The sequence below is a fragment of the Idiomarina sp. T82-3 genome, assembly GCF_001577655.1.
Lineage (GTDB): Bacteria > Pseudomonadota > Gammaproteobacteria > Enterobacterales > Alteromonadaceae > Idiomarina > Idiomarina baltica.
The window spans coordinates 151,396-165,761 of sequence record NZ_LSBQ01000001.1 but is presented as its reverse complement, the minus strand read 5'-3'; the positions used below and the strand labels follow the sequence as shown (position 1 = coordinate 165,761).

General features: G+C 48.4%; 14 protein-coding genes. 6 read left to right on the top strand and 8 right to left on the bottom strand.

Going from position 1 to position 14,366, the window contains the following annotated elements:
• The first annotated feature begins 33 nt into the window (after positions 1-33).
• Together secA and mutT are read left to right on the top strand one after the other, a co-directional pair.
• Positions 34-2,751 (top strand): preprotein translocase subunit SecA, encoded by a 2,718-nt coding sequence (gene secA, locus AWU56_RS00720; protein ID WP_286681495.1) that lies wholly within the window; start codon positions 34-36, stop codon positions 2,749-2,751.
• A gap of 2 nt (positions 2,752-2,753) precedes the next feature.
• Complete coding sequence (mutT, locus tag AWU56_RS00715) at positions 2,754-3,167, top strand: 8-oxo-dGTP diphosphatase MutT (RefSeq protein ID WP_006956760.1); 414 nt, start codon at positions 2,754-2,756, stop codon at positions 3,165-3,167.
• On the opposite strand, the gene yacG is transcribed toward mutT, so the two are convergent.
• The 8 genes from yacG to nadC all read right to left on the bottom strand — a co-directional run bounded on the left by yacG (position 3,164) and on the right by nadC (position 9,333).
• Complete coding sequence (gene yacG / locus AWU56_RS00710; RefSeq protein WP_040488200.1) at positions 3,164-3,349, bottom strand: DNA gyrase inhibitor YacG; 186 nt, start codon at positions 3,347-3,349, stop codon at positions 3,164-3,166. The genes mutT and yacG overlap by 4 nt on opposite strands.
• 16 nt (positions 3,350-3,365) lie before the next feature.
• Entirely contained in the window at positions 3,366-4,127 is a 762-nt protein-coding gene (zapD, locus tag AWU56_RS00705; RefSeq protein WP_286681494.1) for a cell division protein ZapD, read from the bottom strand.
• Between the two features lie 64 nt (positions 4,128-4,191).
• The gene (gene coaE / locus AWU56_RS00700) at positions 4,192-4,797 is read right to left on the bottom strand and encodes a dephospho-CoA kinase (RefSeq protein WP_006956756.1); all 606 of its coding nucleotides are present in this window, start codon (positions 4,795-4,797) and stop codon (positions 4,192-4,194) included.
• Complete coding sequence (locus AWU56_RS00695) at positions 4,797-5,657, bottom strand: prepilin peptidase (protein ID WP_006956755.1); 861 nt, start codon at positions 5,655-5,657, stop codon at positions 4,797-4,799. Before AWU56_RS00695 ends, coaE begins: the two co-directional genes overlap by 1 nt.
• Positions 5,658-5,667: 10 nt before the next feature.
• Positions 5,668-6,714, bottom strand: a complete 1,047-nt coding sequence (locus tag AWU56_RS00690; RefSeq protein ID WP_006956754.1) for a type II secretion system F family protein — start codon at positions 6,712-6,714, stop codon at positions 5,668-5,670.
• Positions 6,692-7,954 (bottom strand): GspE/PulE family protein, encoded by a 1,263-nt coding sequence (locus tag AWU56_RS00685; RefSeq protein ID WP_006956753.1) that lies wholly within the window; start codon positions 7,952-7,954, stop codon positions 6,692-6,694. The genes AWU56_RS00690 and AWU56_RS00685 overlap by 23 nt, the downstream gene beginning before the upstream one ends.
• Complete coding sequence (locus AWU56_RS00680) at positions 7,951-8,400, bottom strand: pilin (protein ID WP_286681493.1); 450 nt, start codon at positions 8,398-8,400, stop codon at positions 7,951-7,953. The genes AWU56_RS00685 and AWU56_RS00680 overlap by 4 nt, the downstream gene beginning before the upstream one ends.
• 57 nt (positions 8,401-8,457) lie before the next feature.
• Positions 8,458-9,333 carry a carboxylating nicotinate-nucleotide diphosphorylase gene (gene nadC, locus AWU56_RS00675; protein ID WP_286681492.1) on the bottom strand — a complete coding sequence of 292 codons (876 nt, stop codon included), beginning with the start codon at positions 9,331-9,333 and terminating at the stop codon, positions 8,458-8,460.
• Between the two features lie 25 nt (positions 9,334-9,358).
• Here nadC and ampD point away from each other — a divergent pair, with 25 nt between their 5' ends.
• The 4 genes from ampD to aceE all read left to right on the top strand — a co-directional run bounded on the left by ampD (position 9,359) and on the right by aceE (position 14,363).
• Positions 9,359-9,967, top strand: a complete 609-nt coding sequence (gene ampD / locus AWU56_RS00670) for a 1,6-anhydro-N-acetylmuramyl-L-alanine amidase AmpD (protein WP_286681491.1) — start codon at positions 9,359-9,361, stop codon at positions 9,965-9,967.
• Positions 9,964-10,800, top strand: coding sequence for a regulatory signaling modulator protein AmpE (gene ampE / locus AWU56_RS00665; RefSeq protein ID WP_286681490.1), 837 nt, complete (start codon positions 9,964-9,966; stop codon positions 10,798-10,800). Before ampD ends, ampE begins: the two co-directional genes overlap by 4 nt.
• A gap of 116 nt (positions 10,801-10,916) precedes the next feature.
• Positions 10,917-11,663, top strand: a complete 747-nt coding sequence (pdhR, locus tag AWU56_RS00660) for a pyruvate dehydrogenase complex transcriptional repressor PdhR (protein WP_286681489.1) — start codon at positions 10,917-10,919, stop codon at positions 11,661-11,663.
• A gap of 27 nt (positions 11,664-11,690) precedes the next feature.
• Positions 11,691-14,363 (top strand): pyruvate dehydrogenase (acetyl-transferring), homodimeric type, encoded by a 2,673-nt coding sequence (gene aceE / locus AWU56_RS00655; RefSeq protein WP_286681488.1) that lies wholly within the window; start codon positions 11,691-11,693, stop codon positions 14,361-14,363.
• The last annotated feature ends 3 nt before the right edge of the window (positions 14,364-14,366 follow it).

Sequence of the window (14,366 nt, the reverse complement as noted above, 5' to 3'; positions counted from 1 at the left end):
TTTAATTTTGAAAAAACAGGATAACTCGTTCTCATGCTAGGCAGTTTGTTCAGAAAAGTATTTGGGAGTCGTAACGACCGTATTTTAAAAACGCTTCAAAAACGCGTGAATCGAATTAATCAACTCGAACCAGAGTTCGAGGCGTTATCAGACGAACAACTAAAAGAAAAAACCACAGAGTTCAGAAAACGTCTTAACGAAGGTGCCAAATTAGATAGCCTTCTTGAGGAGGCATTCGCCACCGTTCGCGAAGCAAGCAAGCGTGTGTTTAAAATGCGCCACTTCGACGTGCAGATGGTGGGTGGTATGGTTCTCGATGAAAACCGTATCGCTGAAATGAAAACCGGTGAGGGTAAAACCCTAACGGCGACTTTGCCTGCGTATCTTAACGGATTGACGGGCAAAGGCGTTCATATCATTACGGTTAACGACTATCTCGCTAAGCGTGATGCTGAGTTTAACCGCCCATTGTTTGAGTTTTTAGGCATGTCAGTAGCTTTCAATATCCCCGGCATGCAGCCGCAAGATAAGAAGGCGGCTTATCAAGCTGATATCACCTATGGCACAAACAACGAGTTCGGTTTTGACTATTTACGTGACAACATGGCATTTTCGCCAGAGGAACGTGTACAACGCGAACTACATTATGCGCTAGTAGATGAGGTTGACTCGATCTTGATCGATGAAGCGCGGACTCCGTTAATTATATCGGGTCCCGCGGAAGATAGCTCTGAGATGTATAAAAAAATGAATGAGCTCGTACCTTTGTTGGTGCGTCAAGAAAAGGAAGACACCGAAGAAGAACGTGGCGACGGTGACTTTACCATCGATGAAAAAGCAAAGCAGTTGCATCTCACTGAGAATGGCCAAGAGCATATTGAGTCATTACTGAAAGAGCGTGGCATGTTGGGCGAGGACGACTCGCTGTATTCAGCCGCTAATATTACTTTACTGCACCACATTAATGCTGCGTTGAGAGCGCACCATTTATTTAGCCGCGATGTTGACTATATCGTTAAAGATGGAAAAATCATCATCGTTGACGAACACACTGGGCGTACGATGGAAGGCCGTCGTTGGTCGGAAGGTTTGCACCAAGCGATGGAAGCCAAAGAAGGCGTTGAAATCCAAAATGAAAACCAAACCTTGGCATCGATTACTTTCCAGAATTATTTCCGATTGTATGACAAGCTTGCCGGTATGACCGGTACAGCGGATACCGAAGCGTTCGAGTTCCAGTCCATTTATGGCTTAGAAACGGTCGTGATTCCGACCAACCGTCCGATGGTGCGCGATGATCGTGCCGACTTGATATATCTAACGACCCGCGAAAAATATGAAGCCATCGCTGAGGATATAGAAGAGTGTCGAAAACAAGGCCGTCCCGTCTTGGTTGGTACCGTCTCTATAGAAAACTCAGAATTGCTTTCGAGCTTGCTGAAGAAGAAAAAGATCCCTCATGCGGTACTTAATGCGAAGTTTCACCAACAAGAAGCCGACATTGTTGCCCAAGCGGGTCGTCCCGGCGCGGTGACCATCGCCACCAACATGGCGGGTCGTGGTACGGATATCGTATTAGGCGGCAACTGGAAATCAGATGTTGAGAAGCTAGAAGAGCCGGACAACGATAAGATTGAGAAAATCAAACAAGAATGGCAAGTGCTTCATGACAAAGTCATAGAAGCGGGCGGCTTACATATCATCGGTACTGAGCGCCATGAGTCACGCCGTATTGATAACCAGCTACGGGGACGTTCAGGTCGCCAGGGTGACCCAGGTTCATCGCGTTTTTACCTCTCTTTAGAAGATCCATTGATGCGGATTTTCGCCTCAGAACGTATGGCGACTATGATGAAGCGCCTTGGAATGAAAGAGGGAGAAGCGATTGAGCACCCATGGGTGACTCGTGCAATTGAAAACGCTCAGCGCAAAGTCGAAGGTCGAAACTTTGATGTGCGTAAACAGTTGCTTGAATATGATGATGTTGCGAATGACCAGCGCCGTGTGGTGTACGAACAGCGTAACGAATTACTCGATGAAGGCGATATTTCAGCGACGATTGATGTAATACGTGAAGACGTTATTAACGCGGTAATTGATGAATACGTGCCGCCGCAGTCGCTTGCTGAGCTTTGGGATCTGCCGAGTTTGGAAGAGCGTCTTCGTGCCGACTTTGATATCGAAGTTGAATTGCAAAAGTCGCTTGATGAGGATGAGCACTTCCACGAAGAAGTATTACGCGAGCGTGTTTTAAATGCGCTAGTCGATGCCTACAAAGAAAAAGAAGCGCTTGTGGGTGCAGAAGTTCTGCGCCGCTTTGAAAAGTCGGTGATGCTACAAAGCCTTGACCAACATTGGAAAGAGCACTTAGCAGCGATGGATCATCTGCGCCAAGGTATTCACTTACGTGGTTACGCGCAGAAGAACCCGAAACAAGAGTACAAGCGCGAGGCATTTGAATTATTCAGTGAAATGCTGGAAAACCTAAAACTTGATGTTGTCACGTTATTGAGCCGCGTCCGTGTGCGCGCGCCTGAAGATGTTGATGCGGTTGATCAGCAACGTAAAGCAGCAGACAGCGCACCGCGAGAGTTCAAGCATGAGCAAGCGAGTGCTACTGCATCAGCCGATACCAATGCAGAATCGGGCGATCAGCAACAACCGGCTCAACGCGGAACGAAAGTGGGCCGCAATGAGCCGTGTCCATGTGGCTCGGGTAAAAAATATAAACATTGCCACGGTAAACTCTAATTATGTCTGATAGTACGACGCCCACAGTTCACGTAGCTGTGGGCGTAATTAAAAATGAGCAAGGCGAGATATTTATCGCCAAACGACTGAACCATCAGCACCAAGGTGGTAAATGGGAATTTCCTGGTGGAAAAGTCGAGCAGGGTGAGTCAGTCACCGAAGCACTCATTCGCGAACTAAAAGAAGAGTGTAATATCGCCGTGACGGACTGTGCACCACTCACGGTTGTCGAACACCAGTACCGTGATAAGCGCGTATTACTTGACGTGTGGTGGGTGCTGTCATATACCGGGACTGCACGCCAGATGGAAGGGCAAGAATTTGTTTGGGCTGATATCGCTCAGCTCGATGCTTATCAGTTTCCTGATGCGAATCAACCCATCGTCGACTGCCTTATGGACGCACAATCCCATTAATAATCATCGTTGGCTGACTGCTCGGGTATTTGAGCCGGCTCGCCAGGAATAGCTTTCTCTTCATTTGCCCACTCTCCTAGGTCGATAAGCTTACAGCGCTCGCTACAAAAAGGACGGTAGGCGGCCTTTTCTGACCATTGGACTGTATCGCCGCAAGTTGGGCAATCGACGTGAGTTGGCATACGCTGTTCCTCTTGTTTACTGCTCATAACATCGAGCAAGTTGAATATCTAAGTCGTGCTGATACGCGTTACTCTGACCACTGTTTAATGTCATCAAACGTACTGTAAAGCGTTGACGGTGACCAGACACAACGGGGTAAACCGCGTCATCGGCGGTTATTTTCATGCGTAGAATAGCTAATGGATCGGCACTTTCCTGCCAAAAACCTTTTTTTGCTCGAACGGTTTCGAAAGGGGCACGCTCTCTCAATAAACCCAGTAGCTGCGACAGTGCGTGTTGAAAATCGGCAAGTTGAGTGCGCCAATGTTCTTGGTGTTCAATTTGACTCGCTGGGCTCTGACTCAGCCATGTTTGTAACTGCGGGAGATCAAACAATGCTTGGTATCCAGGTTGGGAAAATCGCTGTCTCATGCTTGATAAAAACGCATCTTCTTTCAAGGCTTTGACAGATTGAGCCGCAGTGCCAAGTTGTTCTTGAGCCTCTCCAAGCCGATGTAGGAGCAGTGCGACCATCTCCTTATCAACTTGTGGGTGCTTCGACCACTGTTGCACGAATTGTTTCTGCGTGTCGAGATCACGGTTCAGTTCGGTTTTAAGATCAAAGCGTTCAAATAGTTCGAGCAAACCAAATAGGGTATTAAAAAATGGCAGCGCTTGTTGTTCAGAGCCATCGAGCGGCATTTTGATTTGTGAAAACCCTTGCTCAAGCCTCAAGTAGGTACGAAACCGTTCTTGCAAAGGGTATTCATAAATCACGTATGGCACTGATTCCGACATGGGGCTCTCATCCTATTAATCCGACCGACCATGATAATGATTTCGTCGCGGGGTGCAAACAGATTCATTTTTGTGAAGCCAATTCGAGATAGTGTGCGTGCAATTTATCCAACTGATGGTATAAAGCCCGAAGGTCGTCTTCATTGCTAACAATGTCATCGGCTTTGCTAAGGCGTGTCGCGCGATCTATTTGCGACGCAATGATCGCAGCGACTTGTTCTTCGCTGGCCTGATCGCGCTTTTGCGTTCGCGCTAACTGAGTTTGCTCATCGACATCGATAACCAGCACGCGATCACATAATTCATCTAAGCCATTTTCTAGCAGCAAGGGCGCAACTAATACAACATAAGCAGATTGTGCCTGCTCAAGCTGAGCCAGGATTTGTTGACGAATGAGCGGATGCAGTAACTGATTAATCCATGCTTTTTCGTCCGGGTTATCGAACACGCGTTGACGCAATTGACTACGGATAAGGGCACCCGATTCATCGATGACTTCTGGCCCGAAATGCGCCTTTATTTCCTTCAGACCTTCGGTTCCGGGCGCAACCACTTCTCGTGCAATGACATCCGCATCGACGATGGCAATACCTTGCTCCGCAATATAGTCGGAAGCCGCGCTTTTTCCGCTACCGATGCCGCCCGTTAGACCTAAAATAAAACGACTCATTACATGACTCCAAGCCATTGCCAATAGGATTGAAGCAGCGTCTCTCCCCACAGATAACTGATTACCCCCCCGATAGCCAAAAAAGGACCAAAAGGAATGGGCACAGATTGCTTATGCTTAATCGCCACAGCCAGGCCAATCAAAATACCAGCGACGGCGCTAAAAATGACGGTGACAGGGAGTAGGGTAACACCTGTGAAGGCACTGAGTGCGGCTAATAGCTTAAAGTCGCCGTAACCCATCCCTTCTTTGCCAGTAAGTAGTTTAAATACCCAATAAAGGCTCCAAAGACTTAGATACCCAACCACGGCACCGATGATGGCCTGGCTTGGAGTTACAGTGCTAAGTGGGCTGATAGACCAAAGTAAAGCCAACCATAACAGCGGGTAGGTTAGGTTATCCGGTAATAGTTGATGCTGGTAGTCAATCACTGTCATGGCAATCAGTAAGCTGAGAGCCGTGCCGAATACCCAGAAGCTAATCGTTAAACCGAACTGCCAACTGAGCGCGAGAAAAATAAGCGTCGTTGCGACTTCAACTAACCAGTAATAAATTGGAATTGGTGTATTGCAATGACGACACTGGGCGCGCAACACTAAATAACTCAAAATCGGAATGTTGTCATACCACGCCACCGCATGCTGACATTGAGGACAGTGGGAGCCGGGGACCGCAATATTAAACTGTGTTTTCTCGCGTACTGGCTCGCCGGCAAGTTCAGCACATTCATACTTCCACTGTAATTGCAGTTGTTTTGGCAGGCGCGCGATGACTACGTTCAAAAAGCTCCCAACTGATGCGCCGAGTAACCCTGCGATAAGGAGCGCTTGCCAAGAAGTAGCCGCTAATAATACATCCATTTTATGAGTCCTAAGCTAATTGTTGTGTCAGCGAAAAAATCGGTAAATACATCGCCAACAACATAAATCCTATAATGCCCGTTAGTATGATCATCAGTAAAGGGTTTAGCCACACCCTCAACTGCTCACAATAACGTTCGATACGCTGGCTAAAGTCTTGGCTTAAACGTTCTACAGCGTGATCGACGCGACCAATATGTTCTGCTGTTTGCAGGTACGCCTGGATCGTTGGATCGTTAATTTGTACCGTGCTAAAAGATCGAGACCAACTGTTACCTTGATTAAGTGCTTGTGCAATCTTCAGTAATTTACTTTGCATGGGCAGCCACGTTGAGTGATTCGCAACCATTTGCGTAGCGTTGACCGCAGACATACCACTTTGCATCCCTAAGGCAAGGTATTCGAAGGTTGACTGATACACGCTTAGGCGCTTCAGTTTACCCCAAATCGGTAAACGCTGCATTACTGCCTGAACGCGTTGTTTCTGTAACCGATAAAGCACCGTGAAACTTAGTAGCAAAATACCTGTTACGGCGAGTAGGTTAGCGGCAGATTGACGCAACCAAGTAACACATGTAATTAAATACTGGGTTAATGCAGGGAGCGGTTGGCTGTCGAATAGTTGTTGGATGGTGGGTAGTACCCAGGTGACAAACACCGTAATAATAATGAGTGCCATAAAAAGTAGTGCCACTGGATAGCGTAAGGCATTCTTGACCAACGCGCTGATATGCCGTTGTCGTTTCCAACTAGCCACTAGGCTTTGCATGACCAGAGGTAGTTGCCCGGTTTGTTCTGCAACCGCGATACCCGCCTGAGCTGCTTTTAACGCTCGACGCTTCTCAATGCTCAAGGCCTCGGCCAGGCTGATTCCTGCCTGTACGCTGTGCTGCAGGTACTGATAATGTCTTTTGAGTGCTGGTTGATGCGTTTGTTTGGCGACAACCCCCAGTGCTAACGCGAGCGGCAATCCGCCCGTTATCAGCTGTTCTAGGCGATTGAGCGCGAGATACCATTGAGTCGTTGAAAATTGATTATAACGTCGAAAAACGTTCATCTTCGTGACTCCGATAACTTGCCTGAATGAGTGCCTGTAAACTCGGTAACTGATAGTGTTTTAGAATAGTATCGCGATGCGTTTGCGCTAATGACTCGCTATAGCCGCGCAGACGCTCAGGCCACGGCAGTAACTCAAATATGACTTTGACACCGCCTTGCGCCTGCGCGAGCAGTCGCTGGCTTATTAACAGTCTTAATGCGGCGGTCACATCGGTTTGTTGCGCACCTAACTGAACTAAACGACGAATCACATCAATTGCAGTATCGGCATGTATTGAAGCAATGACTAAATGACCAGTTAGCGCAGCTTGTACAGCGATTTTAGCGGTTTCTGCATCGCGGATCTCACCGATCATGATGACGTCAGGATCTTGTCTCAAAAAGGCACGCAAAACCTTTGCAAAACTTAAATTGCGTTGCGAGTGTACCTGCGTTTGCAAAATTCCATCGAGCTCAACTTCAATCGGATCTTCGACACTACATACCCGAAGCCCTGACTCACTTAGCTGTTTGATAATACTGTACATGGTGGTGCTTTTGCCGCTACCTGTCGGGCCGGATACGAGGATGAGTCCTATCGCAGAGGAGAGTTGCTTAATTAAATGATGAAACTGTCTATCGGTGAATCCAAGTTGGTGCAGCGAGGGCAGTTGTTCGGCACTGTATAAACACCGTATAACAAGACTTTCGCCACGATTACCGGGGCATGAGTTGAGGCGAAACCGGGCGCTTGAATCGGGTAACTCCAAGTCAATGCGCCCGTCTTGAGGTTGTTTGCTCTCCGTGACATCAACCTCTGCCATCACTTTTAGCTGAGCAACCAACGTGTCGACATCGTGCTGTGATAAACGGCGTTGTTCAATTAGTCGACCTTGAATACGCAGGCGAATGCGACCACCTTCGCGGAGCGACTCAATATGAATGTCCGAGGCGTTAAGACGGCGTGCATTAGCAAGCACGCTCTGAGCGTTAAGCGCTGAGAGATGAACAGTAGATTGGGTGCGTGCATAGACGCACAGGATGGACTTGGCGTTCATCGCTTTTAAACGAAATGTAATCGTATCGCGTTGCGGCCACGCATCGCGAGTGAGTATCAGAATTCGACCGTGCTGAGTATCAATAAGTTCGGTCAAGGAGCCTTCCGGAAGCCCTAGTTGGCTTATAAGACGTTGGCAGGTTGATGAGTTAGCAGGTAGTTCAGTGTGCCAATAGGAGCCGATATGATGTGCAACAATCATTGCGCGACTCCTTCCACGCATTGGGTTGCAAGGGGTTGGCCCGAGTCGTAGTCCGAGCAACCAAGACGCCAATCAAATACCAAACCGCGGGTATCCGGTGATAAACTTAGTTTAAGCGGTGCTTGATCGACGACAACATTAGCTAAGGTTAGCTGAATGATGCCGCTTGAGGTGACTTCAAGCGACGTTAGCGCCTTAGGTAAAGGATCGGGGATTGGGGGAATACCGCGCTGCCCAGGTCGTGAACAACGGCTCATGTCACTTTCAGTTTGCCAGCACAGTGCCATGGCAAGCTGTAAGCTTTGGGTATGATTTAATGCGGCAGTGACGCGAGCTTGCTGGACATAACGCTGATATGCAGGCACCGCGAGCGATGAGAGAATAGCAATAATGGCAACAACGACCATTAACTCTATAAGACTAAAGGCGGACGAGTACTTTTTCATAATGGCTTTCGAGTAAAGCCAAAACTATGGTATCGCCCGCGCCGTTTGGCAAACGGATTAGTTTGTGCGAGGTTGCCCTATCCGCATCGATAAGTCGATAGCAGTGACGTGTTTAGTCAAAGCACCGCTGGAGATGAAATCGACGCCTGTTGCGCCGAGTGATTGCAACGCTTCATCAGTAATATTGCCCGACACTTCTAACTTGAGTGGTGAACCTGCGGCTTTGTTTTGTGCCACAGCCGCTTCGATATCGCTGATAGTAAAATTATCTAACATGACAATATCGGCACCGGCATCCAGTGCTTGTTGAAACTCCGCCAAGGATTCGACTTCGACTTCGACGGGCTTGCCTGGGTTTAATTCACGCGCCGTTTTGACGGCAGGCACAATACCACCACAGGCGGCGATATGGTTTTCCTTTATCAGATAGGCATCAAATAAACCGATGCGGTGGTTAGTGCCCCCGCCACAGCGAACCGCATACTTTTGCGCCATACGAAGACCTGGAATTGTTTTGCGCGTGTCTAATAGACGCGTATTGAACCCTGCCAATTTACTGACATAAAAAGCCGTTTGTGAGGCTGTCGCTGACAGTGTTTGCAAAAAGTTAAGTGCACAACGTTCGCCTGTTAGTAAGCTGCGGCTGTTGCCTGATAAGTGGCACAAGGTTGTGTTAGCTTGCACCTTGTCGCCGTCGGTGACACACCACTCGATAGCCACATCGGCATCCACCTGACGAAACACCTCTTCGACCCAAGCAGTGCCGCAAACCACCATATCTTCACGGGTGATGATAGTCGCTTCGCTCAGATGATGAGCCGGAATCAACTGTGCCGTAATATCCAGTGTGGGATCCGCCGCTGACAAATCTTCCTCTAGGCTATGAGTGACTTGCGACGCAATAGCATGGCGTTCGGCTTCGGTGAGCTGCATGGGATACTTTACCTTTTGACTGACAATGACGATACTAGGGCACAAACTTTACCGTTTTGCTGAGCCCGTGAAAAGACACACAATAAAAAATCACTGGATTCGAGACGTAAAACACTGTGCTTCACCGCACTATGATGAGCGCCCCGATAAACAGGACATTTCGCTATTGGTCATCCATTGTATCAGCTTACCCGAAGGTTGCTATGGGACGCCCTATATTGAGAAACTATTTACCCAGGGTTTGAGCCAGCAAGAGGGTGATTATTTCGCGCCTTTGACGGGCTTACGCGTATCAAGCCATTTGTTGATTAGACGTGATGGTACTATCGAGCAATACGTGCCTTTTGACAAACGCGCCTGGCATGCCGGCGTGTCCAGTTACGACGGGCGTGAACGCTGTAATGACTTTAGCATCGGTATTGAGCTTGAAGGCACCGATCATTCCCCTTACAGCAAACGCCAGTATCAGAGCTTGGTTGATGTTAGCCAGACAATATTAGACTATTACCCTAAACTGACATTAGACAGAATCACAGGCCATCAACATATTGCGCCCGGCCGAAAGACGGATCCCGGACGCTGTTTTGACTGGTCGTATTATTTGAACGCATTGTCGCGCAAGGACTCTCTATGACACTCATTGCTTTGCTCATAGCACTTAGTATCGAACGGCTTTACCCATTACCCGCGGTATGGTCGATCGACTTTTACATGCAGCGCTGGATGAATTGGAGCCAAACTAAAGTCCGTTACTTCCGGGGACAGTCGGCTTGGGCGTTACTGCTTCAAATATTATTACCTGCTGCTTTAGCTTGGTTATTATTTCATTGGCTTGATAGTGGTTTAGTTAATTTTATTGGCGGCATTATCGTGTTGCTATTGGTGATGAATGCAGGGCCAGAACGACTCGCGTATAAACAGCTATTAAAAACAGCAATGCGAGCGGATAGTGCAGGTTATCAAGAAGCCGCTGAGCAACTAAGTCACTATGCCCATTTACCCGAGGGCACTCCAGTTGAACGCGCCGTAGTATGGCTGAACTTTGTCCACTTTTTGGCACCGATATTCTTCTTCGTCACCTTTGGAATTGCAGGTGTTTTAGCTTATGGCTGTTTGCGGAGTGTCTACCGCGGCACAGTCCAACAGGATTTTGATGAGACCGCACGGGCTCAGGTAGAGCGAGCACTGTGGGCGCTTAATTTTATTCCAGCACGTTTTGCGGCGCTCGGAGCCGCCTTGGTGGGTCACTTTAGTCATGCTCTGCCTGCTGTCATGGCAATGGCGACGAACACTCAAGATGATAACCCCGAGCTATTGCACCAAGTGGTCGAGAAGGCAGAAGGGCGGTCACACCACCCCGATGATCGATCCGATGCTGTCACTCACCAGCTTAATCTGATGAAACGACAACACCTATTCTGGTTTGTTGTCATCGCAGTATTAACCCTGACAGGGACTATCGTTTAGCTTTAATGCCAGTAAACAAAGGTCTGACCAGCTAAATTAATTTGGGGTTTACCGCTGAATGATTTAGAATATCGGGCAACTTTGGTCAGACCAATTTACCGAGGGTGGACAGCACATTGCCTTTTGAACGCATAAAAGTGGCAAAAATTTCCGATCAAATCGTTTCTCAAATCGAGGCGATGATCGTTGATGGCCGTTTTGAAGCCGGGCAAAAGCTGCCCGCCGAACGAGAGCTTGCGCAACAGTTCAGTGTTTCGCGGCAATCGTTGCGGGAAGCGATTCAAAAGCTCGAAGCGAAAGGGTTGTTAGAACGTCACCACGGTGGTGGCACCTTTGTCACCGACAGTGTGAATGAGTCGGTGACAACGCCGTTGTTCGAGTTATTGGCAAAACACCCCGAATCACAATTCGACCTTCTCGAATTTCGTCATGCTCTGGAGGGCATTTCGTCGTTTTATGCCGCTTTACGAGGCACAGATGCCGATCTAGATCGTATCGAATTCAGTATCAATAGCATAATGGATTCACAAACGCGGGCTATCGACGAGCAAGTGCAGTCGCTCGTTAATTTCTATTTACGCATTGCCGAAGCATCACATAATGTGGTGCTTTTGCATGTGGTGCAGGGCATGCGCGAGCTCCTTGCAGAAAACATAAAGCAAAACTTAGAGGTGTTGGCTAACAATCCCTCGGTAGTGGAGCAGTTAAACCAACACCGTTTGCAAATTGCCAAGGCAATTATCAACGGTCAACCGGAGCAGGCACGAGATGCGTGTCATCAACATTTGTCCTATATTGAACAGGCATTGATGGAGATGACAAAAGAGCAATCTCGCATTCGGCGCTCGCTTCGTCGTTCCTGATTGAAACATTGAATGAAAGGAATAGCTATGAGTGAAGAAAACAAACAAGATGTTGACCAGCAAGAAACGCAGGAGTGGCTTGATGCGCTCGAAGGCGTTCTGGACGCCGAAGGTCCGGATCGCGCACACTTCTTGTTGGAGCAACTGATTGATAAAGCGCGTCGTAACGGTGCGTATTTGCCTTACCGTCCAACCACTTCCTACTTAAATACTATTCCGGCAAGTCAGGAACCGACCATGCCGGGCAACCAAACCATGGAAGCGCGCATTCGTTCAGCGATCCGTTGGAACGCGGCTATGATGGTACTAAGAGCCTCGCAAAAAGGCGAAGAGCTCGGTGGTCACATTGCTAGCTTCGCGTCTTCAGCGATGCTTTATGATGTCGGCTTTAACCACTTCTTCCGCGCACCAAGCGACGGTGACGGAGGCGACTTCCTGTTTATTCAGGGTCATGCATCACCGGGCATTTACGGCCGTGCGTTTATCGAAGGTCGTTTGACTCAAGAGCAATTGGATAACTTCCGTCAAGAAGTCGATGGTAAAGGTTTACCGTCATATCCTCACCCGAACTTGATGCCTGATTTCTGGCAGTTCCCGACCGTATCAATGGGCTTGGGTCCAATTCAGGCGATCTACCTCGCCCGTTTCTTGAAGTATTTGACTGACCGTGGCATTAAAGACTGCTCAAATCAACGCGTGTATTGCTTTATGGGCGATGGTGAAACCGATGAGCCAGAAAGCTTGGGTGCGATTAGCCTGGCGTCACGCGAAGGCTTAGATAACTTGACCTTTGTTATCAACTGTAACTTGCAACGCTTAGATGGTCCGGTGCGTGGTAACGGTAAAATTATCCAAGAGCTGGAAGGCACCTTCCGCGGTGCAGGTTGGGAAGTTATCAAGGTAATATGGGGTCGCTACTGGGATCCACTACTTTATCGCGATACCGAAGGTAAGTTGCGTGAGTTGATGGAAGAAACCGTGGATGGTGACTACCAGAACTTTAAAGCAAAAGGTGGCGCATATACGCGTGAACACTTCTTCGGTAAATATCCAGAAACCGAAGAAATGGTTGCTAACTTATCGGATGAAGATATCTGGCGTCTAAACCGCGGCGGTCACGATCCCGTTAAGGTTTACTCGGCCTATCACAAAGCGGTGAACACCAAAGGACGTCCGCAAGTTATCTTAGCGAAGACCGTGAAAGGTTACGGCATGGGTGCGGCAGGCGAAGGTAAAAATATCGCCCACCAAGTTAAGAAAATGGATATGGATGCCATCAAGCATCTACGTGATCGCTTTAACATCCCGTTCAAAGATGAAGAGCTACAAGATCTGCCTTACTACAAGTTTGAGGAAGACAGTGAAGAGCTGAAGTACATGAACGAGCGTCGCGAGGCATTGGGCGGTTACATGCCGACTCGCCGCGCCGAGAGCGATGTTGAGCTCGAGCTACCGTCGTTGAAAGCGTTTGATGCGGTGCTGAAAGGTTCAGGCGACCGCGAAATTTCATCAACGATGGCGTTCGTCCGCGTACTGACGGCATTATTGAAAGATAAGAAAATCGGTAAGCGTGTCGTACCTATCATTCCGGACGAAGCACGTACTTTCGGTATGGAAGGCTTGTTCCGTCAAGTGGGCATTTATGCGCACCATGGTCAAAAATATACTCCGCAAGATGCCGATCAAGTGGCCTACTATCGTGAAGATAAGAAAGGTCAGGTTATTCAAGAAGGTATCAACGAGCTGGGCGCAATGGCGTCGTGGGTGGCAGCAGGTACAAGCTACTCACTTAACAATGAGCCGATGATTCCGTTCTACATCTATTACTCGATGTTTGGTTTCCAACGTGTGGGTGACTTAGTGTGGGCCGCTGGCGACAGCCAAACACGCGGTTTCTTGATTGGCGGTACAGCCGGTCGTACAACGCTGAATGGCGAAGGGTTGCAGCACCAAGATGGACACAGCCATATCTTGTTCGGTACGGTGCCTAACTGTATTACTTATGACCCAACCTACGGTTATGAGATTGCAGTGATTGTACATGACGGTCTGAAGCGCATGTATGAAGACCAAGAGAACGTGTTCTATTACCTAACTGTAATGAACGAAAACTATCATCAGCCAGAAATGCCAGAAGGTGTCGAAGAAGGCATCTTACGTGGTATTTATAAGCTCGACGACGTGAAAGCTAAGAAGAAAGCTAAAGCCGATGTTCAGCTGTTAGGTAGCGGTACGATCTTAGAGCAGGTGCGCAAAGCCGCTGACATCTTGGCAGAGGACTTCGATATCAACTCGACCGTGTACAGCGTAACCTCATTTAACGAGCTGGCGCGTGATGGTCTAGATGTTGAGCGTCACAATATGCTCAATGCTGATAAAGAGCCGAAAGAAGCCTTTATCACTAAGGCAATGAAAGATGCGAAAGGTCCAGCGGTTGCAGCGACGGATTACATGAAGTTATACGCTGATCAAGTGCGTCAGTGGGTGCCGACTTCGTATCGTGTCTTGGGTACCGATGGATTTGGTCGTTCGGACAGCCGTGCAAATCTGCGTAAGCACTTTGAAGTGGACGCTAACCACGTGGTGGTTGCTGCACTTAAAGAGCTTGTTGATGCCGGCGACATTGACGCAAAAGTGTTGAGCAAAGCGATCAAAGACTACGGTATTGACGTCGACAAACTTAACCCACGTAACGCATAAGGA

Excerpts from the sequence above, each read along its gene's own strand:
- secA (WP_286681495.1), top strand. The coding sequence starts at position 34 with ATGCTAGGCAGTTTGTTCAGAAAAGTATTTGGGAGTCGTAACGACCGT.
- mutT (WP_006956760.1), top strand. The coding sequence starts at position 2,754 with ATGTCTGATAGTACGACGCCCACAGTTCACGTAGCTGTGGGCGTAATT.
- yacG (WP_040488200.1), bottom strand. The coding sequence starts at position 3,349 with ATGCCAACTCACGTCGATTGCCCAACTTGCGGCGATACAGTCCAATGG.
- zapD (WP_286681494.1), bottom strand. The coding sequence starts at position 4,127 with ATGTCGGAATCAGTGCCATACGTGATTTATGAATACCCTTTGCAAGAA.
- coaE (WP_006956756.1), bottom strand. The coding sequence starts at position 4,797 with ATGAGTCGTTTTATTTTAGGTCTAACGGGCGGCATCGGTAGCGGAAAA.
- AWU56_RS00695 (WP_006956755.1), bottom strand. The coding sequence starts at position 5,657 with ATGGATGTATTATTAGCGGCTACTTCTTGGCAAGCGCTCCTTATCGCA.
- AWU56_RS00690 (WP_006956754.1), bottom strand. The coding sequence starts at position 6,714 with ATGAACGTTTTTCGACGTTATAATCAATTTTCAACGACTCAATGGTAT.
- AWU56_RS00685 (WP_006956753.1), bottom strand. The coding sequence starts at position 7,954 with ATGATTGTTGCACATCATATCGGCTCCTATTGGCACACTGAACTACCT.
- AWU56_RS00680 (WP_286681493.1), bottom strand. The coding sequence starts at position 8,400 with ATGAAAAAGTACTCGTCCGCCTTTAGTCTTATAGAGTTAATGGTCGTT.
- nadC (WP_286681492.1), bottom strand. The coding sequence starts at position 9,333 with ATGCAGCTCACCGAAGCCGAACGCCATGCTATTGCGTCGCAAGTCACT.
- ampD (WP_286681491.1), top strand. The coding sequence starts at position 9,359 with ATGACGATACTAGGGCACAAACTTTACCGTTTTGCTGAGCCCGTGAAA.
- ampE (WP_286681490.1), top strand. The coding sequence starts at position 9,964 with ATGACACTCATTGCTTTGCTCATAGCACTTAGTATCGAACGGCTTTAC.
- aceE (WP_286681488.1), top strand. The coding sequence starts at position 11,691 with ATGAGTGAAGAAAACAAACAAGATGTTGACCAGCAAGAAACGCAGGAG.